This is a genomic window from Pontibacter harenae, from assembly GCF_020907245.1.
Lineage (GTDB): Bacteria > Bacteroidota > Bacteroidia > Cytophagales > Hymenobacteraceae > Pontibacter > Pontibacter harenae.
Genome location: NZ_JAJJWH010000012.1, coordinates 58,691 through 82,347, shown reverse-complemented (window position 1 = coordinate 82,347; position 23,657 = coordinate 58,691). Strand labels below are relative to the sequence as shown.

General features: G+C 45.9%; 20 protein-coding genes. 15 read left to right on the top strand and 5 right to left on the bottom strand.

From position 1 onward, the window contains the following. Window positions 1-80 precede the first annotated feature (80 nt). The 3 genes from LN893_RS08610 to fabG form a co-directional block, all read right to left on the bottom strand. Complete coding sequence (locus LN893_RS08610; protein ID WP_229969405.1) at window positions 81-1,298, bottom strand: dienelactone hydrolase family protein; 1,218 nt, start codon at window positions 1,296-1,298, stop codon at window positions 81-83. A 99-nt stretch (window positions 1,299-1,397) separates the two neighbouring features. Further along, entirely contained in the window at window positions 1,398-3,434 is a 2,037-nt protein-coding gene (locus LN893_RS08605) for a vWA domain-containing protein (RefSeq protein WP_229969404.1), read from the bottom strand. Window positions 3,435-3,721: 287 nt separating this feature from the next. Beyond that, window positions 3,722-4,468, bottom strand: a complete 747-nt coding sequence (fabG, locus tag LN893_RS08600; RefSeq protein WP_229969403.1) for a 3-oxoacyl-[acyl-carrier-protein] reductase — start codon at window positions 4,466-4,468, stop codon at window positions 3,722-3,724. A 279-nt stretch (window positions 4,469-4,747) separates the two neighbouring features. On the opposite strand from fabG, the gene LN893_RS08595 reads away from it, so the two are divergent. Beyond that, on the top strand, window positions 4,748-6,067 hold the full coding sequence (locus LN893_RS08595; RefSeq protein WP_229969402.1) for a peptidoglycan DD-metalloendopeptidase family protein: 1,320 nt from the start codon (window positions 4,748-4,750) through the stop codon (window positions 6,065-6,067). 92 nt (window positions 6,068-6,159) lie between these two features. Here LN893_RS08595 and LN893_RS08590 read toward each other — a convergent pair whose 3' ends face one another. Both LN893_RS08590 and LN893_RS08585 read right to left on the bottom strand, forming a co-directional pair. Continuing rightward, entirely contained in the window at window positions 6,160-6,549 is a 390-nt protein-coding gene (locus tag LN893_RS08590) for an SPW repeat protein (protein ID WP_229969401.1), read from the bottom strand. 81 nt (window positions 6,550-6,630) lie between these two features. Beyond that, a complete protein-coding gene (locus LN893_RS08585) occupies window positions 6,631-7,125 on the bottom strand; it encodes an RDD family protein (protein WP_229969400.1) in 495 nt (164 codons plus the stop codon). A 320-nt stretch (window positions 7,126-7,445) separates the two neighbouring features. Here LN893_RS08585 and murI point away from each other — a divergent pair, with 320 nt between their 5' ends. The 14 genes from murI (at window position 7,446) to LN893_RS08515 (ending at window position 23,649) form a co-directional block, all read left to right on the top strand. Beyond that, entirely contained in the window at window positions 7,446-8,261 is an 816-nt protein-coding gene (gene murI / locus LN893_RS08580; protein ID WP_229969399.1) for a glutamate racemase, read from the top strand. Between the two features lie 181 nt (window positions 8,262-8,442). Beyond that, window positions 8,443-8,994 (top strand): Cj0371 family chemotaxis-regulating polar lipoprotein, encoded by a 552-nt coding sequence (locus tag LN893_RS08575; RefSeq protein ID WP_229969398.1) that lies wholly within the window; start codon window positions 8,443-8,445, stop codon window positions 8,992-8,994. 90 nt (window positions 8,995-9,084) lie between these two features. Further along, entirely contained in the window at window positions 9,085-10,266 is a 1,182-nt protein-coding gene (locus tag LN893_RS08570) for a glutathionylspermidine synthase family protein (RefSeq protein ID WP_229969397.1), read from the top strand. 200 nt (window positions 10,267-10,466) lie between these two features. After that, on the top strand, window positions 10,467-11,531 hold the full coding sequence (locus tag LN893_RS08565) for a glycoside hydrolase family 43 protein (RefSeq protein ID WP_229969396.1): 1,065 nt from the start codon (window positions 10,467-10,469) through the stop codon (window positions 11,529-11,531). A 121-nt stretch (window positions 11,532-11,652) separates the two neighbouring features. Then, window positions 11,653-13,251 (top strand): family 43 glycosylhydrolase, encoded by a 1,599-nt coding sequence (locus LN893_RS08560; RefSeq protein ID WP_229969395.1) that lies wholly within the window; start codon window positions 11,653-11,655, stop codon window positions 13,249-13,251. An 85-nt stretch (window positions 13,252-13,336) separates the two neighbouring features. Beyond that, window positions 13,337-14,356 carry an aldose epimerase family protein gene (locus LN893_RS08555; RefSeq protein ID WP_229969394.1) on the top strand — a complete coding sequence of 340 codons (1,020 nt, stop codon included), beginning with the start codon at window positions 13,337-13,339 and terminating at the stop codon, window positions 14,354-14,356. A 166-nt stretch (window positions 14,357-14,522) separates the two neighbouring features. After that, a complete protein-coding gene (locus tag LN893_RS08550; RefSeq protein WP_229969393.1) occupies window positions 14,523-15,629 on the top strand; it encodes a complex I subunit 1/NuoH family protein in 1,107 nt (368 codons plus the stop codon). Between the two features lie 79 nt (window positions 15,630-15,708). Further along, window positions 15,709-16,308, top strand: a complete 600-nt coding sequence (locus LN893_RS08545) for a NuoI/complex I 23 kDa subunit family protein (protein ID WP_229969392.1) — start codon at window positions 15,709-15,711, stop codon at window positions 16,306-16,308. Window positions 16,309-16,320: 12 nt separating this feature from the next. Next, a complete protein-coding gene (locus tag LN893_RS08540; RefSeq protein WP_229969391.1) occupies window positions 16,321-16,740 on the top strand; it encodes a DUF1493 family protein in 420 nt (139 codons plus the stop codon). Between the two features lie 188 nt (window positions 16,741-16,928). Next, a complete protein-coding gene (locus LN893_RS08535; protein ID WP_229969390.1) occupies window positions 16,929-17,441 on the top strand; it encodes an NADH-quinone oxidoreductase subunit J family protein in 513 nt (170 codons plus the stop codon). After that, window positions 17,442-17,759 (top strand): NADH-quinone oxidoreductase subunit NuoK, encoded by a 318-nt coding sequence (gene nuoK / locus LN893_RS08530; RefSeq protein WP_255709948.1) that lies wholly within the window; start codon window positions 17,442-17,444, stop codon window positions 17,757-17,759. It abuts the gene before it with no gap. Between the two features lie 112 nt (window positions 17,760-17,871). Next, window positions 17,872-20,058 carry an NADH-quinone oxidoreductase subunit L gene (nuoL, locus tag LN893_RS08525; RefSeq protein ID WP_229969389.1) on the top strand — a complete coding sequence of 729 codons (2,187 nt, stop codon included), beginning with the start codon at window positions 17,872-17,874 and terminating at the stop codon, window positions 20,056-20,058. A 269-nt stretch (window positions 20,059-20,327) separates the two neighbouring features. Continuing rightward, on the top strand, window positions 20,328-22,073 hold the full coding sequence (locus LN893_RS08520) for a complex I subunit 4 family protein (protein WP_229969388.1): 1,746 nt from the start codon (window positions 20,328-20,330) through the stop codon (window positions 22,071-22,073). A gap of 61 nt (window positions 22,074-22,134) precedes the next feature. Next, complete coding sequence (locus tag LN893_RS08515) at window positions 22,135-23,649, top strand: NADH-quinone oxidoreductase subunit N (RefSeq protein WP_229969387.1); 1,515 nt, start codon at window positions 22,135-22,137, stop codon at window positions 23,647-23,649. The last annotated feature ends 8 nt before the right edge of the window (window positions 23,650-23,657 follow it).

The window sequence follows — 23,657 nt, the reverse complement described above, 5'->3', positions numbered from 1 at the left end:
TGAATTATAAATGAGAGCTCTTTGGGGTTTTGCAGTTTGAGTTAATTAACCAAATGGTTTTCAGATTGCACTACATGCTTTCAATTAACAACCTTAAGCTGTGCGCTGAACAGCAGGTACTTGTCGCCTTTGGCCTCTAACGATTGCCAGATTGGGAGGATGCTTCTTTTAACTTTGCCCTTAAATATCTCTTTTCCCTGGTACTTCACTGTCAGCTTCTTGTTAAGGTCAAGCATTGTGTCGTTCAGGTTGATGAGCACAGTATCGTAGTCGCTTTCTAGTATGTTGATTTCACCAAGCTGATGGGTGGCGGTTAGTTTTTTGCCTCGTTCCATAGCAGACTGGGGTACGGCTAACCAGTAGAAACTTTCCTTCAGTACATCGTCTTGCTGCCACACTACTTTTTCAGGAAGCGGATTTCTGGTGAATTTGGCCATCCAGGGGACAGCCACAGTGTCTCGTCGGTTCATCCAGTGTGGCAGGTTTTCGTGTATCTGTACCTCGTGCGCATAACCTTTGGGATCGCTGGCTTTCAGGCTATCTAGTAAACCTTCCCACACCTGTGCCAGCTCGTTGCGCTTGTAAGCTGCGTCTTTTCCTCCCATGTGTATTGTAAAGCCAATGTTGCGGAGGTTGGCAGCACTGGCATCGCCTGGGTGACCAGCCATCATAGCAGCGGCAGCCCAGTGGTCTGCCATGCGCGGGGCCAGCTGAAAAGTACCGTCGCCGCCAGCCGAGTAACCCATTATGTATACCTTGTTCGGGTTAACATCTTCAAACACCACAGCGGCTTGTATAAGCTTTTCCAAAAAATGGTCAATGTGCTCCTGGTGCCACATATTCCACGAATCTGTGGGCGCGCGCGGTGCTACATATATGCCTTCGGCGGGTTGGTACAAACCAATCTGGTTGCGCCACTGCTGGTCGTTAACTTCTTTGGTGGTGCCTCCACCGCCGTGCAGCGAAATGTATAAACTATGGCCATCAGCAGGTTTCTCACCAAAGGTTTTATAATCAAATTTGAAAGTATAGGTGTCGTCGGTAAAGGTTTTATTTTGCCAATCATCCGCCCAATTTTCCCTGATGTATTTATCTCTGTCTTGGGTAAGCAAAAGCATAGCTTGTTGCGCCTCTTTTTTGCTGATGGATTTGGTGGCGAAAGGCTGATCGGCTAAAGCAGGTCTTGCTTCTCGCTCTAGCGCCAACCACTGCTGCAGTTCCTTTACAACCTGGGCAGAAACAGTGTGAGTAAGGAGTAAGAATAGAAGAAAAAGCGGAAGCTTCTGAAATGCTTTCATTTATAGATATACTGAAAATAAGTTTCGGAAGCTAAGTTAGCAAAATGCTGTTTTCTGTTGAAGCTGGTTCGGCAAAAGTGTTTTTACTTGAGCTGTGATCTAATAACTCCCATTATACTTCCGCACAGACCATTCAATACAGATCAGGCCCAGAATCAGGAAGAACAGCCATTTCATATCCACCAGGTCGCTCAGTTCTTCTGAACTATAGATTACACTCTTGTGCTCTGCGTTTAGTACATCCTCCTGTAGCTGCTGCAACTGGTTTGGGAAGTATAGCTTAGAGCCCGTGTTGTTTGCCAGCTGGAAAAGCAGGTTGTGGTCGGCCACTGCATTTAATGCCTCCAATTGTAGCTCCTCTACCACAAATTCTCCTTTATCCTGCTGTAAGCGTCCATCAATTCTGGCGGAGGCAGTATAGGTATAACGCCCGCCAGGCAAGCTGCCGATGTTTACCCCCGTCTGGTTCTCACCATTAGCAAAGTTAAAGTTTCTGCTGATGCTGTCTTCGCCTGCAATTTTTAAGCTTATGTTTTGCCCATAAATTGGCTCAAGCGCCTCGTTATACGTCTCAGACACAAAGCGTATCTCTTCGGCACTGGTATACTCTTCCTGGGATGGATATACATTCAGGCGCTTCTTGTTTCGTGGTGCGCTCAGTAACTGAATCAGATTTGTGATGAGTTTATCATATACGGCTGGCTGCTCATGGTTGGCGGCCTCGGTAATGCGCCACTGCCAGGTGCCAGAGGCCAGGAGCGTTGCATTGCGATTATCGCCAGCAGTTTGTACAGCCAACAGCGGTTTATTCGTGCGCACGCGGCCCACCTGCTGGTATAAAACAGCTTGTGTGTTAGGGGCTAAACGATAGTCGCCGTACGGCACCTGCGCGGGCGGGTACTGCTGTAGTCGCTCCAGTGCTTCTTCGGGCAGCTGAAAATTGCTGAAGCTAGGGTTGGTGGTGCTGGTAACTTCATCTGTCTGTCCTGAAGCATTTACGGTGATGCCTACACCTAGTCGATTGAAATCAGCAAGGTCGCTTTGAGGACCAAGTATAAACAAGGCTGGCAGGTTTTTCTGGCGTACTAGGTTCATGGCTGCCTCACCACCCGACACCCTGCCTGGCAACTGGTGCAGCACCGCCACATCGTAATCCTGCTGCTTTAGCTGAGTTAGGCCAGGTATAAAAAGATCTGTTTCATAGTTTTCGTTCGATTCTATGGCAGCCCGCAAGGCTTTTATATCTGGATGCGGTGACGCGGCAGCCACCAACACCTTTATTTTGCCTTTTACGATATCTATATAAGCATGCTTGGTGTTATTAAGCTCTGTGAACTCCCCTTGAAGCGGGACAACCTGCACCTCGTAATGGCGCTTTCCAAGGCCACCCGCCATTATCTGGAAAGGCACTTGCTGCACAGGCTGGTTTGGTTTCAGGTTAACGGTTTTCCTGTCTATCGTTCTGCCGTTTTCTTTTAGAAGGATGGTTGCAGAAGCGCCTCCGAAACCTTCCTGTTGCAACTCTACTTGTAGCGGAAAGCGGTTGCCGCTATAGTTTACTTTGTTGTAGCGCAACGACGTGAGGATAACATCTTTTTTGGGTACGGTATCACCAACGGCCACTGGATACAAAGTAAAATTATAGTTAGCATAGGTAGGGGACATACCTTGGTTTACAATGCCATCGGATAGCAATACCACACCTGCCAGGTTCTGATCAGCATAATCTTGCTGAACGTCTTTCAATAATTGGCTTAAGTTAGAGGTTTGGGCTGTAAACTGTACCTGTGAAATTTCTTGTGGTGTCTGCTCTGAGGCTAAAAGCCGAACATCGGTATGGTAGCCTTTATCCTGCAAAGCAGAAAGAAGGTTCCGCAGACCTTCCTTCGTTTGCTGCAGCTGCACAGAATCAGTAAAAAGCGAAACAGACTGTGAATTATCAAGCGCAAAAACAATGGTAGGCTCTTGCGAGGTGTTGTTGATGTAGCGAACTAACGGACCCAGCAGCAGGAAGCTCAGGATACTAACTACCAGAAACCGCAAAAAGGCAAGGCAATAGTTGATAGACTTTGGCCAGGGCGTGCGCTTGCTATACAGCAGCCAGGCATAAAGTATGCCAGCAGCAATACAAGCCAAAATTAGCCAGGGTGATGTAGCAGTTATCAGTCGGAACGAAGACACTTATATCAATTAAGAATTAATAATTACGAATTGGCTGTGGGTTGGAAACTGTTTGCAGTTTCTTATAGGCAATGCAGGTGCTGAGCTTTTCAGCGCTGCTCCCAAACACACAGATACTTAAATATAAAACAAAAAGACCAATGCTACTAACGCAAAAGTTGTAGCATTGGTCTTTAAAAACTAATTATATGTTATAGAGCTACAATTTACACCATTTGTAATTCGTAATTATTAATTCGTAATTAAGTAAGCATGCCGCCGTCTACCTGTAGTACCTGACCAGAAATATAAGCCGATTGCTCGGAGGCAAGGAATACAGCTGCGTTTGCCACATCCTCAGGCGTGCCGCCACGCTTCAGCGGAATTGCCTTGCGCCACTCGTCCACCACTTTCTGGTCTAGTTCACCAGTCATTTCTGTTTCTATAAAACCTGGGGCAACAGCATTGCTACGGATGTTGCGAGAACCTAACTCTAAAGCAACTGATTTTGTGAAGCCGATAATACCAGCCTTAGAAGCTGCATAGTTTGCTTGGCCCGCGTTGCCTTTTATACCAACTACAGAAGTAATGTTGATGATAGAACCGCTCTTGGCACGCATCATGTGCTTGGTAGCGCCTTTGGTCAGGTTAAAAACTGACTTCAGGTTGGTGTTGATTACAGCATCCCACTGGTCTTCAGTCATACGCATGAGCAAACCGTCGCGTGTAATACCTGCGTTGTTTACCAGGATGTCTATTTTTCCGAAATCTGCTATCACATCCTCAATCAGTTTATCGGCTTGAGCTGTGTCGGCTGCATCGGAGCGGTAGCCTTTGGCTTTGCCGTCGTTGGCCGACAGTTCCTGCTCCAATGCTTGGCCTTTTTCTACACTCGACAGGTAGGTGAACGCTACCTGGGCTCCCATTTCCACAAATTTCTGTGCAATGGCGCGGCCTATTCCTTTTGATGCTCCAGTTACCAGAGCTACTTTTCCTTCTAGTGCTTTCATAGGTGCCAAAGTTATAAAAGTTTTTTATATGCCGCTGATACAGGTGCAGAGTTGTGGCTTGCTGAGCGGCCGAAATTTCTACTGTTTAGGAAGTTAAGTGGCAAAAGGTAAAGGAGTAGTAGCATTTGTTTCAGCCTAAAAATAGTATTTGTGCTATGATAATATTTTTATAAAATGATTGTAACCTGTTTATAGTCTGATTATTGTGTAAACTTTAATTTTTATTTCTATGGGTTAAAGCCTATTTTCGTGACGATTTTCAACCAAAGCCACTTAGTAATGTTCAAAAGCAGTAAAGGACTAGCCATCCTGATCGCTCTGTCGTTGTTTATTTTTATTACGGCAGCACAAACGCTACACTTTAACACAGATCGGTTTACAGAGCCAGAAGAAACCACTCAACCAGAGGTGGTAGAAGAAGTTAAAATGCCTGCCCCCATTGTTTATGGTATCGCAACAGATTCCTTCGAAATAGTGGAGACTGTGATAGAAAGAGGCGAGACATTATCGGAAATTCTGTCCAGTTACAACATCTCTCCAACAACTGTCAGCTTGTTGGCAAGTAAATCAAAAGACATTTACAACGTAAGGCGCATTTCTGCTAATCGCCCTTATACTATCCTGCATCTTCGCGACTCAGCTCAAACAGCCCAGTACTTTATTTATGAGCCAAATAATGTAGAGTATGTTATTTACGATTTGCGAGGCGACTTAAATGTAACACTTGAAAAGCGTGAGGTAAAGGTTTCTGAACGTGCGCTGGCTGGTGAAATAAAGCATTCCTTGTTTCAGTCTATCGTAGATGCGGGTGGTTCTCCGCAGTTGGTGAACAAGTTTGCAGACATTTATGCCTGGCGTCTCGACCTGAACCGCATTCAGCCTGGCGATAAGTTTAAATTAATTTATGAGGAGAAAGAGGTAAACGGTACCACCATCGGCTTTGGCCAGTTGAAAGCCGCTTTCTTCGAACATCAGGGAGATTCTATTTATGCTATCGGTTTCGACGAGGGCAACGGCTTAGGCTACTTTGACCAGAAAGGCCAAAGCCTTAAAAAAGCTTTCCTGAGAGAGCCCCTGGAGTATAGTCGCATCAGCTCTCGCTACACAATGAACCGCTACCACCCCGTGCAGAAGCGTTATAAGCCGCACCTGGGTACCGATTTTGCAGCCCCACGCGGAACTCCCATCAGAACAGTTGGAGACGGAGTGGTGTTAGAGGCAAGATACACCCGTGGAAACGGCTACTATGTTAAAGTAAAACACAATAAGACCTACACTACACAATACCTGCATATGTCTAAGTTTGCTAAAGGTATTAAAGCGGGAGCCCGTGTAAAGCAAGGCCAAACCATAGGCTACGTAGGTAGTACTGGTTTGGCAACAGGCCCACACCTTTGCTACCGCTTTTGGAAGAACGGAAAGCAGGTAGATGCCCTTGGGGTGAAATTACCATCAGCTAACCCTGTAGAAAAAAAGCACCAGGAGGAATTTGCTGCGTTGAAAGAGCAGACCATAAACCAGTTTAATGCCATTGACGTGAAAAGTGCAAAGCAGGGTCTGTTAGCAACAGGAGAGCAGAAAGAGCCAGCAGGCGCATAAAAATCATCATAACCATAAATACAAAGGCTGCGAGGAAAACCTTCGCAGCCTTTGTATTTATGGTAGCTCTTAAAAAGCTAGAAAATGCAATATTATCTTACTGTCTCGCTACTTGTAGTTCTAGAGCGGTAAGACTCGCTTGGATAACGATGTGTTGTAAGCGAAGCCAAGATAGAAAACACACCAAAAATAAGATGTGGCGAGTAAACTTCATCGGCAAAGCCGAACATCCATGGCGACAGTGCTACAATAACACCTATACCAAAGTCCATCATTAAGTGAGTCGGCATTGGCACTTTCTTTACCACACCTACCTCAAAATCTGTCATAATAGTTTGTAGTAAAACTACAATACCAGCTATTACCATTACCCATGTAGCATACGTTACATCAGAGAAGTTAAATAGCCAAGGCGATGCAATTACAACAATACCTACTATATAGTCTAATATCCCGTGAAAACGGGTCGGAATAAATCTCATAATAATCCTCCTTTCGTTTGGTTATATGCTCCTTATACGAGGTAGAATCAATATGATCTAAAAAACTGTACAATTTTTTTATTATTCCGATACCACCAGGGTTCCTGAAAGGTAGTCGTGCAGCGCTTGGTTTCGTTTGGTAGAGTGTACCAATAAAAAGCCAAGCCCAAGTGTAGCAAGAGAGAGGACCTTTGCAAAATAGCGTGCATTTGCCTGTGCAAATTTTATTCGCCTGCGCTTTACATCACATACCCGTAGGCCCAACGTAAATTTACCGATAGTAGCTTGTCTTGGCGAAGCCTCTAGCAGCGTATAATAAAGCCAGTGCATAATAAGGAAGTAGGGGTTATAGAAGAGTGCCTTTCCAACAAAAAGGATTTCCTGCCACGTAAAGCCGTTTTGGACCATCTGCTTCCAATTTAAAAGCTTTGCATCTTCTTCTGTTGCAGAATAAAAGATAATAGAGTAGCAGAAAACAATAATGGTGGTATCGACCAACAGAGAAATCAATCGGCTGTTTAAACTACCGTAATGGGAGGTTTTTTGAAATACATGTGCAGATACTGTGGTTAGCATAAGGGTTCAAATAAGTTGTTTTCAGTCTTAACAGGGTTTTATAATTCCTGTTCTTCGTCACAAAATGCACAAGTATCTCCTGTAAAGGTTGGCTATAGCTTTGTAGCCAATTGTGGAGCCGTTTCTAAAGTTATGCTTTTGTTTTAAAGTAACAAAATTTATAATTAATTACATATGTTTTGCTAAATATATAAAAATATGAATTAATTATATGAGGAAAATATTTAATTTTTTTCGCGGTCAAGCCACAGGTGGCATGAGCGTATTGTTTTCAGGATGGAGTATGTTAATGTTGACAATTTGCCCTAATTTAGCCGCACATGGTACAGGACAAAAAAACGCAGCCAATCGGTATATTTGATAGCGGCATTGGCGGACTTACAGTTGCAAAAGCTATTATAAATGTATTGCCTAATGAGCGTATTGTTTATTTCGGCGATACTGCACACTTACCTTATGGTGATAAATCAACGGCTGCTATTCAGGCTTATGCCGTTAAAATTTGCGATCTGCTCATAAAGCAGCAGTGTAAGGTTATTCTTATTGCCTGCAACTCGGCTTCGGCGGCTGCTTACGAACTGGTAAAGGAATATGTAGGTAGCAAGGCCAAAGTGCTGAATGTAATTGATCCTACTATTCAGTACATCGGGCAAACTTATCCAAGCCAAACCATTGGCCTGATCGGTACCAAACAAACCGTAAACTCCAATGTTTACAAGAAAAAGGTAGACGACCTGGAGTTAGATATTCAGTTAAAATCGCATGCGACACCTTTGCTGGCTGATATGATTGAGGAAGGCTTTTTCAACGACTCCATTTCGGAGAGCGTCATCGAAGCTTATCTTTCTAATGATAGTCTGCAGGGAATTGAAGCGCTGATTTTGGGCTGTACGCATTACCCACTGATCAAAAAGCAAATAGAGCAATACTATGAGGGGAAAGTAGATGTGCTGGATGCCAGCCAGATTGTGGCAGAGTATGTGAAGGCTTTTTTAGACGAAAATAACCTAGCGTCGGAGCGACTGCTGGGCGATCATAAATTTTACGTGTCCGATTTCACCCGCTCTTTTGAAGAAAGTACCCGCATCTTTTTTAAGCGTCAGGTATACCTGGAGCATTATCCTTTGTGGGAATAAGAAAGCTTTTGAAGTTAGAGAGTTAGAGGGTTAAAAAGATAAAAAGTTGTTTTATCCTTTGTGGTAAAAGAGTGGCAGATAGTTTTTAATCTTCTTATTAGCCCAAATAAGTATTGTTTAGACCATAAACAGAGGCTTTTCCGTAAAGCAAATACCTTTAACCTTATAGCACAGCGAGCATATGAAGAAGAAATACCTTACAATTGGCGATTTTAAACGGAATGCCTTTATTATGGCAGCCGCTGCTTGTATGGGGCTGACAGGCTGCGACAACACTACCCGAACCAACAACGATTGGAATTCGGATGAAGAAGTGGCCGTGCCTGATGGCATCATTACAGAAATGACTGAAGAAGCTCCTGATGAATGGAAAATCACGGATGAGCGCACCACGGCACCAGGGCAAAGTATGGCTATCCTTAAGTACAACGATGGCCGCATAGACACACTGCAAGGGCTGGAACTGCAAAACCGCATGCAAGATGTGGCTAATAACCAGAGTCGTTATAACCAGGGTGGTTATGGCTTGGGGAGTGTATTGTGGTGGAGTGGATTAGGGTTTATGGCTGGGCGTATGTCAGGGCCCAGGGCTGCTTATTATGCTAACCCTAACCTGATTAACCGCAACCAGGCTTGGCGCCAAAATGTGCAAACCTATCGCCAGCGTAGTGCAGCTCCGAGCTCTGGCCGTAGCGGTTTCTTCAGAGGCCGAAGCGGTGGTGCTGGTGCCTAAGCCCTGTCTTAAATCTATTCTACTTTATAGCAGGGGCTGGAAAACTGCTAAGCCCATTGTCTTGTGTTTTAATACTTGTGCTAAATAAAAATGAGCAGCAATAAAAAAAGTGTACAACTGGAGCCTCATGCAGGAGATGTAGAAACCGCTTTACGTGGCTTGGGCTGGGATTGGTGTGTAGAAGATGGTTGTGCGAACTATGTACCTGGCGAAGCTGTGGTCATCTCTGAAACAGAAGCCGATGCTTTGCTGGAGGCCACAGATACTTTGTATAACATGATGGTGCAGGCAGTGCCAGACGAGTTGCCTGATGCTTTTCTGCAGGTGCTAGGTATACCCGAGAACCTTTGGGCCCTGGTGCGCCAGTCTTGGAACAATGACAAGCATTGGCACATTTATGGCCGATTCGACTTGGTACAGACAACAGAAGGGCCAAAGTTGCTTGAATTTAATGCCGACACTGCCACTTCTATACCTGAAACAGCTGTGGTGCAGTGGGCAAGTTTGGCGGCGGCTGGTAAAAAAGATGCCAATCAATATTCGGGGCTTTACGAGGCATTGGTAGAACAACTGAAGACCTGGCGTATGCTCAACGATGATCTGCCGCCAGCGTTGCTGCTAACTTACCTGGGCGAAAGTGCCGAAGACCAGACAAACTGTGCTGTACTAGCGCAGGCTGCTACAGAAGCTGGTTTCGATGCCCACCTTTGCCCTGTAGAAGATATAAGTGTATCAACAGAAGGAAACGAAAAAGGCGTTTGGGCGCAGGTAGGGGCCGAACAATGGCAACAATTTCCATTCTTGTTTAAGCTACTGCCTTGGGAGCAGATTGCCTGGGAAGAACCAGAGCTGTTGCAAAGTCTGACGCAACTGTCCAGAACCCGCACCGTGGTTATCGCAAATCCTGCTTATGCTTTGCTATTTCAAAGTAAAGGTATGCTGGCCTGGCTCTGGAAGGCTTACCCATACCACCCACTCTTATTAGAAGCTGATCTGGAGCCTTTGCAAGGCAAATATATCCGCAAGCCATACTTTGGGCGAGAAGGGCAAAGTGTAGAAGTAGTAGATAAAGTGCCTATCACCAAAATGGAGGGAGAATATGACCATCAGCAGCAGGTATACCAACGCTGGTGCGACTTACCCGAAGACAATAAAGGCTATGCTTATCAGGCTGGTGTTTTTTGGGCAGGAGAAGGCTGTGCGATCGGTTTCCGCCGTGAAAAAGGCATCATTACAAACCTATCTCAGTTTGTACCGCATTTAGTAGAGTAGCTGATAGTATCTAAAGATCATTTACATTTCTAATTAGAACATGTTGCGCTTAGTCAGTCGCTACTGCTAGCAATCATTTCTTCAAATCTCCTCTATTTGAATAAAACATAAAGCCTTTTTTCCCTCTTCCGCAAAAGGTAAAGGTGAGATTTTGCAAGTTCAGCTGTTTATACAATCAACGCTTATCATTCTTTCAGAAAATGAGAAAAGGCTTATCTGTATTAATGGTTTATACTTTTTTTTTCCTGGGTTGCACAACAAGCGCGGTTGAAAAAGGTTCTAGTCCAGCAACGGCCAATGTTTATTTCACCAATCCGATTACAGATGGTGCAGACCCTTGGGTAATTAAAAAAGATGGCTATTACTATTACTGTGGTTCTGGCATGGGAGGCATTTATATTTCCAAATCAAGGAAGCTAACAGAACCAGGGGAGCGGGTAGTAGTGTGGAGGCCGCCTGCGGAAAGCTGGAACAGTCATAACATCTGGGCTCCAGAGCTGCATTTCTTTAACGGCAAGTGGTATATCTATTATGCTGCAGCCAAAAAGGCTGGTGGTCCGTTTCTCTATCAGCAGTCTGGTGTGTTAGAGTCTGCTTCCGAAGATCCATTTGGTGCTTACTTAGATAAGGGCAGGGTGTATACAGGTGATAACATACAGGATACCTCCTCTGTGAAATGGGCCATAGATCTGACACCACTCAGTCTGAATGGGCAACTTTACGCACTCTGGTCTGGTTGGGAGAATAATGCGGAAACGGATAGGACGAAGCAACACCTGTACATAGCCCGCATGAGCAACCCCTGGACTATCAGCAGCAATAGGGTACGGATTTCGTCGCCTACAGAACCATGGGAAACAGGCGGGGAATTAGATTTGAATGAGGGACCGCAGGTGCTGAAGCATCAGGGTAAAGTGTTTATTATTTACTCAACACGCGAGTCGTGGCTAAAAGAGTATCGTTTAGGACAGCTTGCGTTGTCTGACACCACGCTGAGCCCTATGGAGCCTGCCAGTTGGGTAAAGTCTGGGCCAGTTTTTCAGGGGAATGACCAAGTGTTTGGTGTCGGGCACTGTAGCTTTACAAAATCTCCTGACGGCACTGAAGATTGGATTGCGTACCACACCAAAAAATCCACGGCTCCTGGATGGAACAGAGATATCAGGTTGCAAGAGTTTACCTGGCATGCAGACGGTTCTACTGACTTTGGTGAACCCATTCCTGCTGGTGTCCCGATCAAAGTGCCATCGGGAGAGGAAAAATAATTCTGGGCCAGAAACCATGAAAAATGAGTATAAGATGCTAAACATATTATCTCATGTAATCCTAGAAAATTCTAAAACATACTAGCTAAACACCTACATCTCTACTATAAAATAAGTCTATATGAAAATACAAGCACTACTCTTTGGCTTTATTGGCTTTATCGCTTTTTCTTGCAGCAGCAATACCACTACTAGCCAGAATACCGAAACCATTGAGCCTGCTGCAACTCGGACGATAAGTTATACTAACCCTGTACTACCTGGAGATTATGCCGATCCGTCGGTTGTGAGGGTGGGAAACGATTATTGGGCTACGGCTACCTCATCGGAGTGGGCGCCGCTGTACCCGATCCTACACTCAACTAACCTGGTAGATTGGGAGACGGTAGGGCATGTGTTTCCTGACAAATTGCCTGATTGGGCGGAGGCACACTTTTGGGCTCCTGAAATAGCCTATGAAGATGGCAGGTATTATATTTATTACACAGCCAAAAAGAAAGGAGGCAACCTTTGTGTAGGCGTTGCCAGTGCTTCTAGTCCTACTGGACCTTATACAGATCATGGTCCGCTGGTATGCCAGGAGGTTGGTTCTATAGATGGTTTTGAGGTAAGGGACGAAAACGGCGATTTGTACCTAGTATGGAAAGAAGACGGAAACAGTAAAGGGTTACCAACGCCTATCTGGGCGCAGCGCATGAATGAGGAGCGCACAGCGCTGACAGGCGAAATGTTTGAGATGTTCCGAAACGATCCTGGTACTTGGGAAGGTGGTTTGGTAGAAGGCCCTGCCATCGTAAAACGTGGCGACTACTTTTATACATTTTATGCTGGCGATAAATGCTGCGGTCGTGAATGTACTTACGGAGTAGGAGTGGCTCGTGCTAAGAGCCTGCGAGGGCCTTGGGAGAAATATGAAAATAACCCCATCATGATGCAAAACGAGGAGTGGAAGTGTCCTGGACATGGAACTGTGGTGACAGACCAGAACGGCAACGATTATTTTCTGTACCATGCCTACAACACCAAAAGCTTTGTTTACCCTGGCAGACAAGGTTTGCTAGATAAGATTAACTGGGGAGAAGATGGCTGGCCGCATTTCGAGAATCACTCCCCAGCCATTACCGCACAAGTGCCAACGGGCAATGGCAGTGCAGACCTTAACGCAAACGAAGAGTTTAACACAGGCGAACTCTCAAATACATGGCAATGGCCTGTAGGCCAGCAGACAAGCTATACTTTAAACAGTAGCAACAACGGGCAACTCAAACTTCAGGCTTCTCCAGAAAAATTAGGTACAGTGTTGGGCAAACGGACCGAGCAGGCAAACTATACTGCAACTACTGCGCTTAACACGTCTGGTTTGGCGCAGGGTGCCATGGCAGGGTTAACAGCAATCGGAGATCCTGACAATGCCGTGGGTGTAGCCCTAAGCAACAACGAGATTGTGTTATGGTCTGTGCGTGGAGGCACCATGAAAACGATAGACAAAGCTGCGGCTCCAACTGGCGAAACAGTACAGTTGCAGTTAAAGACACAGGATGGGGACCAGATGCAGTTTGCCTGGAGTACCGACGGGACTAACTGGAACACGCTGAACAACGGCCAGGCTGTTGATGCCTCGTACCTGCCGCCATGGGATAGAGGGGTGCGCGTGGGGCTAAATGCTAAAGGTCCAGCCAATGCTACTGCTGCCTTCGATTGGTTCCGCGTGAAAGACTAACCAGCCATCAAGCTAACTTTATTGATTTATTTTTCTGTGTGAAATCATTTCAAAACAATTGCCACTTATCCGTAGCATGAAAAGAATGGCGTTGAGTAAGAATCTGCTTCTGCTTTCCTTAATTGGGTGTATGGGTGCCACCATTACATCTTTATTAACTCCTGATAAAAACGGAAAAATGGGTAACGTTGTGTTCGGTTTTGATAGCCTTGCAGGTTACCAGAGCAAAGAATATCTAAAAAGTGGACCTTACTTTGGAGCCATTGTTGGTCGCTACGGCAACAGGATTGCAAATGGTAAATTTACTTTGAATGGCCAGGAGTACACGCTCGCCACTAACAATGGCGGGAATTACCTGCATGGCGGTAACAAAGGCTTCGATAAAGTGGTTTGGCAGGCAGAGCCACTGCCAGATCAGAATGCTGTGCGTTTTACGTATGTTAGTGCAGATGGTGAAGAAGGTTATCCTGGTAAACTGACTTCGCATGTAACCTATACCTTAACCAACGATAATGAAATCAGGATCGACTATCAAGCAACTACCAATAAAGCTACGCCTGTAAACCTAACTAACCACAGCTACTTTAACTTGTCTGCTGGTCAGGCTGAGTATGCTTTGAGCCATGTGCTTACGCTGAACGCTGATAAATATACTGTGGTGGACGAATCGCTGATACCTACAGGTGAGCTGCGCGACGTGTCAGGTACGGTAATAGACTTTACGGAGCCACAAACTATTGGCGCAGGTGTAAACCAGGTAGATGGTGGCGGCTACGACCACAACTATGTGCTAAACGGTAGCGAAGGCGAGTTGAAGCAGGCAGCTACGGTGTATGAGCCAACAAGCGGCCGCGTAATGGAGGTGGTTACCACAGAACCTGGGGTACAGTTCTACTCAGGCAACTTCTTGGATGGCACCATTACAGGCAGCGGCGGAAAGACCTTTAAAAAGAACTATGGCATTGCGTTAGAAACACAACATTTTCCTGACTCTCCAAATCAGCCAAAATTTCCGTCTACTATACTGGAAATTGGTGAGATGTATGAATCAACCACAATTTATAAATTCTCAGTAAGAGAAGGAAAAGCGCAGGCACAACAGTAGTGTATCAGTATTGTGAATTCTGAGATACCACGCCCTGGTGAAAGGGTGTGGTATTTTTGTTTAGGTACCTAAGGTCTTTTCTTGCTCAGAAAGTATTCAAACATCCTCAACTTCAAATCTCCAAATTAAATTCTAACTTTGCCTTTTCATAACAACCTGCTAACAAATGGCCTTACTTGCTTTTGTGCTTACGCTAATGCTCATGCTACTGCTTGTAATAGTGGTGGTGTATGCCGAGCGCAAGGTGGCGGCCTTTATGCAGGACCGCCTAGGGCCTACAGAAGCAGGGCCAGAAGGAACGCTGCAGCCGATGCTGGATGTGCTCAAGCTTTTGCAGAAAGAAGACATTATTCCCACAGCTGCCGATAAAAAGCTTTTTGCCATAGCACCCATTCTTATTTTTGCGGCCGTTTTTGCAGGTTTTGCTGTGGTACCTTTATCACCTACTTTGGTGCCTGCGGGTATCGGTATAGGCGTTTTCTACCTGTTGGCCATTATTTCTCTGGATGTAATCGGGCTGCTGATGGCAGGCTGGGGTTCGAATAACAAGTATGCCATGCTAGGTGCCATGCGCTCTGTAGCACAGATTGTGTCGTATGAGATACCTGCAGGGCTAGCTATACTGGCTGTGGTGATGGTGTGTCAGTCACTGGATTTCCAGGAGATAAGTTACCAGCAAGGTGTGTTGATGAACCAATTTCTGGGGTTGGAGCGGGAAAGCAACTGGCTTTTCGGCATCGAGGCTTTAGGTATAAATACAACTTATATTGGCGGTGTCACCACCTGGAATATTTTCAGAGTGCCGATTATGTTCGTTGCCTTTATCATCTATTTTATCGCCTCCTTGGCCGAGTGTAACCGTGCTCCGTTCGATATACCTGAGGCGGAGTCGGAGCTGGTGGCAGGCTTCCACGTAGAGTATTCAGGCTTTCGGTTTGCTGTGTTCTTTTTGGCAGAATATGCCATGATGGTGCTGGTTTGCTTGGTGGCGGTAATCTTGTTCCTTGGAAGTTGGAATACAGCGCTGCCAAACCTCGGACCATTGCGCCTCGCTGATTGGACCACAGGAACAATCGGCAGTTGGACGGCTATACTTTGGGGAGGCTTTTGGCTGATCTCAAAAACACTGGTGCTGCTGTTTGTGCAACTGTGGGCCCGCTGGACGTACCCGCGCCTGCGCGTAGACCAACTGATGTACCTCTGCTGGAAAGTATTAACGCCTATTGCTTTAGGAGTTGTACTGCTGGCAGGAATTTGGAGACTATTAATGTAGTTAGAGCGTTTAGGAGTTAGAGCGTTAAAAGTCAGCAACTCTCTAACTCCTAAACGCTCTAACCCTCTAACTGAAAAGAATGGAAGTAGTAAAATATAAACACGGTTTTTGGGATGTGGTGAAGTCGCTGGTGAGTGGTGCGCGCTTAACCTGGCAGCACTTGTTGAGCGCCAAGAATCGACGCAGGCCGAGCCACGTTGCAGCTGAAGATTACTTTAAGCAGCCCGATGGAATGGCAACGCTCAAGTATCCGTACGAAGCCATACCTGTGCCCGACAACGGTCGTTACCGCCTGCACAACGAAATTGAAGACTGTATTGTCTGCGACCTTTGCGCCAAAATATGTCCTGTCAACTGCATAACCATCGAGTCGGTTAAGGCAACGGAGGATATTGGTGTGACATCAGACGGTACCAAGAAGCGCCTCTATGCGCCTGTGTTCGATATCGATATGGCTAAATGCTGCTACTGCGGCTTATGCACCACTGTTTGCCCAACTGATTGCCTTACCATGACACCTGTGTATGATTTCAGCGAAGTGAACATCAAAAACATGATCTATCACTTCTCCGATCTCTCGCCAGAGCAGGCCCAGGAAAAGCAACTGCTGTTCGAAAAGCAGCAGGAGGAAATGGCAGCGGCTAAAGCAGCAGCGCTGGCAGCCAGGAAGAAGGCATAAAAGCTGACATGGATGAGCCAAATTGATGATATGATCGAATTTGTCATTGATTATACTTCTGTAAAGGAAGTTAAGGCGGACACCGATATTTATGATGATTTACACTTAGTGGGAGATGACTTTCATGATTTCATACATGTCTATGCCCAAAAATATGAAGTAGATATGTCTGAGTATCTATGGTATTTTCATGGTGATGAGGAAGGAATAAGTTTGGGAGGAATGTTTTTCGAACCTCCATATGCTAGAGTAAAACGGATTCCTGTAACACCTGAATTATTGGCTGTTTTTGCTGCTAATACGAAGTGGAAAATTGATTATCCAGCGCATCATATTCCTGAAAGACGATATCACCTCCTGATTAACCTGATAATATCAGGTGTTTTATTATTAGGGCTAGGGGTTTTGCTTATTTGTAAATATACAAGATAGGTTTATTTGCTCTTTGCCTTCTGAATTGGAAAAGAAGAATTGTTCTTCTAGAAGAATTTTGGTAGAAAGAAGGTTAAGCAGATACTACTAGACCACAAAATACTTTCAGGAAGACAAAACCTGGGAACTGTATCTTCTTATAGGTGTAGTATCCATAAATTATTGAAGAGAGTAATTAACCTAAAATAATGCTTTTTTACATATTCGCCTTACTCGCTATACTTTCTGCCGCTTACCTGGTGTTGACGCGCAACTTGTTATATGCAGGTTTTTCGCTGTTGGTTACTTTGCTGAGCGTGGCGGGCATTTATGTGTTGCTGTTCGCAGATTTTGTGGCGGTGGTGCAACTGATGGTATATGTGGGAGGCGTGTTGGTGCTAATTTTATTCGGCATCATGCTCAGCAGTCGGGTGCACGATAAGTCGGTATTGTCTGAAAGTGTTAATAAAGGCTGGGGAATTTCCATTGCGCTGCTGCTATTGGTGGGGCTAGTTTATAGTATTGGGCAAACGAGTTTCAATACCTTACCCTGGCTGCAAGGTAATGCGGATGATGTGCTGGGGCTACAGAAAAGCACCGTTCAAAGTATTGGCATCAAACTAATGACTGACTTTGTGTTGCCTTTTGAAGTGGCTTCGTTGCTGTTGCTGATCGCTTTGATGGGAGCCGCTTATATTGCCACCGATAAACCGAAAGTATAAATGGAGCAGATTCCGTTAGAACATATCCTAATCCTGAGCGCTGTTCTTTTCAGCTTAGGTATATTGGCTGTAATTACCAAACGCCATGCGGTGGTGGTGCTGATGGGTATAGAACTTATCTTCAACGCTGCTAACCTTAACCTGGTCGCTTTTAGCCGCCACGACTCAAGTCTATTGCAAGGTCAGCTTTTCTCGCTATTCGTGATTATAGTGGTAGCCGCCGAAGCTGCCGTAGCCTTGGCTATTGTACTGCGCGTCTACCAGCACTTCAAAACCGCATACCTAAACCAGATCGTGGGGGATGAGCATAAAAGTTAGGCTACAGCAACTATGCCTATAAAATTAAACCAATATATGTAACTTTGGCGGCTCAAGAGGTACAGGCCATGCTTGCCACCTCATCAGCATAGAGCAAAAGACAATCTATACCTTGGAGTTAACTTCACTTTTAGAGCCCTTAGGAAGTACAGCCGAAACCAACCTTGCCTTGGTGGTGCTGTTGCTGCCGCTGTTGGGCTTCGTGAGCTTGTTCTTTTTTGGTAGAAAGCTGCCACGCAAAGGCGATTGGCTAAGTATAGCTTTTACGGTGTTGGCTTTTCTGCTCTCGGTTTGGCTTTTTGCTTCAACCTGGAACACCGCTACCTTCCATACCCGTACCATTTGGTTTAGCCTACACACCCTCAGCGGCACTTTTGCCGATTTTACGGCTGGTGTGCTGTTGGACAACCTGGCAGTGCTGATGCTGGTAATCGTTACATTTATATCTACACTTGTACAGCTGTTCTCGGTGGGCTATATGCACGGCGACAGAGGCTACAGCCGCTATTTCGCTTACCTTGGGCTGTTTACTTTTAGCATGTTGGGCATTGTGCTGGTTGACAACCTGCTGCTGCTCTTTATGTTCTGGGAGCTGGTGGCTTTTTCTTCGTACCTGCTCATCGGCTTCTGGTTCCAGCGACCAGCAGCGGTAGCAGCCAACAAAAAAGCTTTCCTGGTGAATAGAGTCGGAGACATAGGGTTGCTGCTCGGCCTGTTCACGTTCTATACTTACTTCCGAACTTTTGATCTTTCCGCGCTACGAGCTTTGGTTAGTGCTGGCAATTGGGCAGCAGCTGGCTTTACCGTAGATTATACCTTAAACGGACAGCTGTGGCTGGTGGAACTTAGTCCAGTGCTGTTGACTCTGGCGGGATTAGGCCTGTTTATGGGTTGTGTGGGTAAATCGGCTCAGTTTCCGCTGCAGGTCTGGCTACCCGATGCCATGCAAGGTCCTACGCCAGTCTCCGCGCTGATACATGCCGCAACGATGGTGGCAGCGGGCGTATACTTGCTGGCCAGGTGTTATGCCTTTTTTACCGTAGATGCGCTTACAGTTATTGCTATAGTTGGTGCCATTACCGCTTTGCTCGGTGCCCTTGCTGCCCTTACGCAATATGATATCAAAGCGGTACTTGCTTTCTCTACCATTTCGCAGTTAGGTTATATGGTGATGGGTATGGGCACAGGCGCACACGATGCTTCACTTTTCCACCTTACCACGCACGCTTTTTTCAAGGCGGCTCTTTTCCTGAACGCAGGTATCATTATCCACGCAATGCATCGGGGTTTGCACCACACGCACCAACCACACCATGTAGATCCGCAAGATATCCGAAACATGGGCGGCCTGCGCAAAGCCATGCCGCTGACGTTCTATACGTATTTGCTGGCAGCTGCTGCACTGGTGGGATTACCGCTATTTTCAGGTTTCCTTTCCAAAGATGCGATACTTTCTGGCAGTTGGGCCTGGGCCCAAATTATGAGCAGCAGGGGGAATTATATATACTTTATAGTTCCAATCATTGGTTTTACGGTAGTGTTGCTCACGGCATACTACATGGGGCGGCACCTGTGGTTTATGTTCTTCGGAAGCTTTAGGTTGCCGTTTGATGTGCAGGCACTGCGGCTGTCGGCAAGGCAGGAGGTGGAGCAGGTGATGGCGTTGCCTGTACTGTTGCTGGCTATACTTTCCCTGGGCATTTTCTTTTCCGTCAACCCGCTGAGCTTCGGCAGCAGCTGGCTTATGCAGGGCATCAGCTTAGAAAAACTGGCCGAAGGGGGCAAGGTGTTGGCAACAGGGATGCTGCAGTTGGTGGCGGCTCAGGACGAGGCAAATCATACAACACATATCGTAATAGGTGTGCTTTCTGCGCTGCTAGGTTTGGCAGGTATAGGTTTGGCCATCAGCATGTATAAAAACAAAAGCAGCGAAGCTTTGCTACAGGAAGCGCCTAAAGGAGCCTTGGCAAAGCTATCTTTCAACCATTTCTATCTGGATCAGTTTTACAGCAATACTTTTATAAAGCCAACGCTGCTGCTGGCTCGAGCCCTGTATCGTGTGGATAAGCGCGTGATTGACTTTACCCTGAACTATGGCAGCAAATGGCTGGTGGTGCTATCCAAAATAGTAGCCTGGTTCGATAGGCTAATGGTTGACGGTACAGTGTGGCTGGTGGGGGCGCTGTCGAAGGTGTTGGGGCTTTTCGGGAGGAACCTGCAAAACGGCAAAGTGCAGTCGTATGTAGCCTACTCTCTTTTCGGATTTATTTTAGTAATACTATATATCCTCCTGATTTGATGTTAATTTCGCGATCTGGATTGACGATTTGGAGATTTGAAAATGTGGAGATGCTTTTAATGTACTGATGTGGCTGTGTGTATCAATAAATAGAATACACTTTCCTGCTTGTCTTCACCGTCTACTTCTGTCATTCTGGAAGAATCTTGTTTGTAGGGAGGTTAAGTCGAAATTCAGAAGCATTAATCTGCATTCTGTATAATATAATGAATTTATAATTAAGAAAAGTCTAGTGTCTTGTGTCGTGATACTTGTGTCTTTAAAATTTGATGAACCTTATACTAAGTAGCCTCATTTTTGTACCCTTGCTAGCGGCGCTGGTTGTTTTAGTGATGCCCATCCGTTTGCAGAAGCCGATAAAAGCGGTTGCACTCTTAGGGGCGCTGGCACAACTGGTGTTGGCTATAGTTGTGTACCTAAATTTCCAGGGTGCAGCTGTGGCTAATGGCCAAAGAGGGTATCAGTTTGTTGAGAAACTTAATTGGATCGGCCTTTCGCTCGGTAGCCTTGGGCGTTTCCAAATAGAGTATTTCCTGGGTGTTGATGGCATCAGTATCAGTATGGTGCTGCTGACAGGGATTGTGGGGGTGATCGGAATTGTCTCTTCCTGGAAGATCACCCAAAACGTAAAGGGCTATTTCCTGCTCTACCTGCTGCTGCTCACCAGCGTGATGGGGTGTTTTTTGGCGCTCGATTTCTTCTTATTCTACCTCTTCTTCGAGTTCATGCTCCTGCCAATGTACTTCCTTATAGGTATCTGGGGCGGTCCGAAACGCGAATATGCTGCGCTTAAGTTCTTTATTTACACATTAGTAGGTTCGCTTTTTATCCTGATCGTTATGATCGGGTTGTATACTTCTGTTGTGGATCCGCAAGCCACTGCCTGGCAATTAGGCTTATTAGAAAGAGGAATGCCTGCAAACTTTGATGTGATACAGCAGGTGCGGCAGTTGTTACAGCAGAATGCTATTGTGAGTGCCGATATGGTACACACTTTCAGTATTCCTGCCATGACGGAACCTGCCAACTTTGTACCCAATAGCTTGCTGCATGTAATGTCGGGGGTAGAGTTGTGGAATTTACCGATACGTTTTGTAGCCTTTCTGCTGCTTTTCGCGGGTTTCGCTATCAAGGTGCCTACGGTGCCTGTGCATACGTGGCTACCTGATGCGCACGTAGAGGCTCCTACACCAATTTCGGTGCTGCTGGCGGCAATATTGCTAAAAGTCGGCGGTTATGGCCTGATCCGAATAGTGTACCCTATCTTTCCAGATGCAGGTATTTATTTTGCGGTGCTGGTTGGCGGACTAGGGGTGCTTTCTATTATTTACGCTGCGCTCTGTGCCTTGGCCATGAACGACCTGAAAAAGCTGATAGCCTACTCTTCGGTGTCGCACATGGGCTTTGTGTTGCTGGGGCTGGCTTCTTTAACGGTAGAAGGCGTGAACGGGGCAATCTACATGATGTTCAGTCATGGTATTATCTCGGCAATGCTCTTTTTACTTGTTGGGGTTATTTACGACCGTGCTCATAACCGTATGATCCTGAACTTTAGAGGACTTGCTAAACGCATGCCTGTATATACATCTTTTGTGGTCGTGGCTTTTTTCGCCTCTTTGGGATTACCTGGTTTTTCAGGATTTATTGCTGAGTTATTGGTGCTGGTAGGAGGGTTTAGTTCTCCTGAGGCTACGGGCATGCTGCCGCGCTGGCTTACCATTGTGGCGGTGTTTGGCCTGTTGCTGGCTGCTGCTTATTACCTGTGGGCCTTGCAGCGCATGTTCTTTGGCAAGTTCTGGATTTACCCTGATTTGCGTAAAGATGCCATTCTTTCGGATCTGAACTTCAGAGAGTACCTGATGCTGGTGCCGCTGGCAATACTGGCTTTGCTGTTTGGCCTTTTTCCGCACCTGTTACTCGATAAAACAGGATTTGCCGTGACTGGCTTTACTGAAATGGTGCTACAGAACGGGGAGGAGCAACTTGGGCGTGTGCTCTTGATGATGAATAAGTAGGAGTTGCGGATATAGCAGGACTAAATTAGAGAAGGAAAGACTACTTCATAATATAAATTACGTGAACGAACAGGCAGCATACTTATCCGAAGCCATCGATGCTATTGTAGCAGGCGCAGGCTCTCTGCTGCCCGAGTTTATGCTGGCCTTCTTCTTCCTGTTGCTGGTTTTCCTCGATCTGTTTAAATCGGAAACAATAAAACGTTTGCTGCCCTGGATAGCTGTTACAGGGCTTTTTGCTGCTCTGGTTACACAAATACTCGGTGGCTATACCTCGGGCGGTGTGCAGTTTCTGAACCTGCTGCGCTCCGATGGGTTGGCAAGCTATGGAGGCATCTTGTTTAGTGCTGCAGGCATTTTTACTGTCCTGTTGTCGTTGCACAACAAGGCTCTAGAGCAACTGAAGCAGGGGCGAGGGGAGTATTTTGCCTTTATTCTGATGCTAGTGCTGGGGCTGAACCTCATGGCAAAGTCTGTCAATCTGCTCATGCTGTTCTTGGCCATCGAAACGGTCTCTATTGCCTCTTACATCCTGACACTTACGCTAAAATACAACAAATCCTCTGTAGAGGCTGGTATAAAGTACATTTTGTATGGCGCACTTTCAGCTGGCGTTATGCTGTACGGCATGTCGTTCTTCTATGGCCTTACGGGCTCTTTGGAGTTTACCACAGTTATATTCTGGCGTACGCTGCTACAGGCAAATACTTTGATGGTAACCGTAGCGGCTATACTTGTTTTTGCTGGCTTCTTCTTTAAAATATCGGCAGTGCCTTTTCATTTCTGGGTGCCCGATGTGTATCAAGGGGCTCCTATGCCTGTGGTGGCCTTGTTTTCAACGGGGCCAAAAATGGCAGGCATTATCGTTATACTACGTTTTGTGAATGCTTTTGCAGAACCTGGCATGGTAGACTTTTACAGTGATCTATACCTGTTTCTGGGGTTGGCGGCACTGGCAACGCTGATAATCGGAAATTTTACCGCCATCTGGCAAAAAACGCCACGCAGACTCTTAGCATACTCTTCTGTATCGCATGCAGGTTTTCTACTAGCAGGTTTGTTAGCCTTCGGAACCGACTACAGCGGCAGTGTGCTTTTCTACATGACAATACTGCTGTTCATGAACTTTGGTATTTTCCTGTTTCTGCAGATATTCGAGGATGAACTCAGGGTGGTAACACTGCCAGGCTTCAGTGGATTAGGGCGTGCTTATCCTTTTCTGGGGGTGATGGCCCTTATATACTTATTTTCGCTGACAGGCCTGCCGCCGTTGGCTGGTTTTATGGGCAAATTGCTTATTTTTAGTAACGTGTGGGAGGCTTATAGCTTATCTCAAAATCCTATGCTGCTGCTGCTGCTGGGTGCGGGGATTCTACTTACTGGAGTGGCTTTATTTTACTATATCAAGATACCTTATTTCCTTTTCCTTAAAAGGAATCAAAGTGAAGAAAATTTAGTTATTTCACTGTCAAATAAGCTGCTGTTAGTTTTCTTTACCTTGCCGCTGCTGGTCTTCTTTTTTAAGCCAGACCTGCTGCAGTTGTGGATAGAACAAATGCTGGCACAGACACTTTAGCAGAACTC

Excerpts from the sequence above, each read along its gene's own strand:
- LN893_RS08535 (WP_229969390.1), top strand. The coding sequence starts at position 16,929 with ATGCTTTTTTACATATTCGCCTTACTCGCTATACTTTCTGCCGCTTAC.
- LN893_RS08585 (WP_229969400.1), bottom strand. The coding sequence starts at position 7,125 with ATGCTAACCACAGTATCTGCACATGTATTTCAAAAAACCTCCCATTAC.
- LN893_RS08590 (WP_229969401.1), bottom strand. The coding sequence starts at position 6,549 with ATGAGATTTATTCCGACCCGTTTTCACGGGATATTAGACTATATAGTA.
- LN893_RS08610 (WP_229969405.1), bottom strand. The coding sequence starts at position 1,298 with ATGAAAGCATTTCAGAAGCTTCCGCTTTTTCTTCTATTCTTACTCCTT.
- LN893_RS08565 (WP_229969396.1), top strand. The coding sequence starts at position 10,467 with ATGAGAAAAGGCTTATCTGTATTAATGGTTTATACTTTTTTTTTCCTG.
- LN893_RS08550 (WP_229969393.1), top strand. The coding sequence starts at position 14,523 with ATGGCCTTACTTGCTTTTGTGCTTACGCTAATGCTCATGCTACTGCTT.
- LN893_RS08570 (WP_229969397.1), top strand. The coding sequence starts at position 9,085 with ATGAGCAGCAATAAAAAAAGTGTACAACTGGAGCCTCATGCAGGAGAT.
- LN893_RS08555 (WP_229969394.1), top strand. The coding sequence starts at position 13,337 with ATGGCGTTGAGTAAGAATCTGCTTCTGCTTTCCTTAATTGGGTGTATG.
- LN893_RS08575 (WP_229969398.1), top strand. The coding sequence starts at position 8,443 with ATGAAGAAGAAATACCTTACAATTGGCGATTTTAAACGGAATGCCTTT.
- fabG (WP_229969403.1), bottom strand. The coding sequence starts at position 4,468 with ATGAAAGCACTAGAAGGAAAAGTAGCTCTGGTAACTGGAGCATCAAAA.
- LN893_RS08595 (WP_229969402.1), top strand. The coding sequence starts at position 4,748 with ATGTTCAAAAGCAGTAAAGGACTAGCCATCCTGATCGCTCTGTCGTTG.
- nuoK (WP_255709948.1), top strand. The coding sequence starts at position 17,442 with ATGGAGCAGATTCCGTTAGAACATATCCTAATCCTGAGCGCTGTTCTT.
- LN893_RS08540 (WP_229969391.1), top strand. The coding sequence starts at position 16,321 with ATGAGCCAAATTGATGATATGATCGAATTTGTCATTGATTATACTTCT.
- LN893_RS08560 (WP_229969395.1), top strand. The coding sequence starts at position 11,653 with ATGAAAATACAAGCACTACTCTTTGGCTTTATTGGCTTTATCGCTTTT.
- murI (WP_229969399.1), top strand. The coding sequence starts at position 7,446 with ATGGTACAGGACAAAAAAACGCAGCCAATCGGTATATTTGATAGCGGC.
- LN893_RS08545 (WP_229969392.1), top strand. The coding sequence starts at position 15,709 with ATGGAAGTAGTAAAATATAAACACGGTTTTTGGGATGTGGTGAAGTCG.
- LN893_RS08520 (WP_229969388.1), top strand. The coding sequence starts at position 20,328 with ATGAACCTTATACTAAGTAGCCTCATTTTTGTACCCTTGCTAGCGGCG.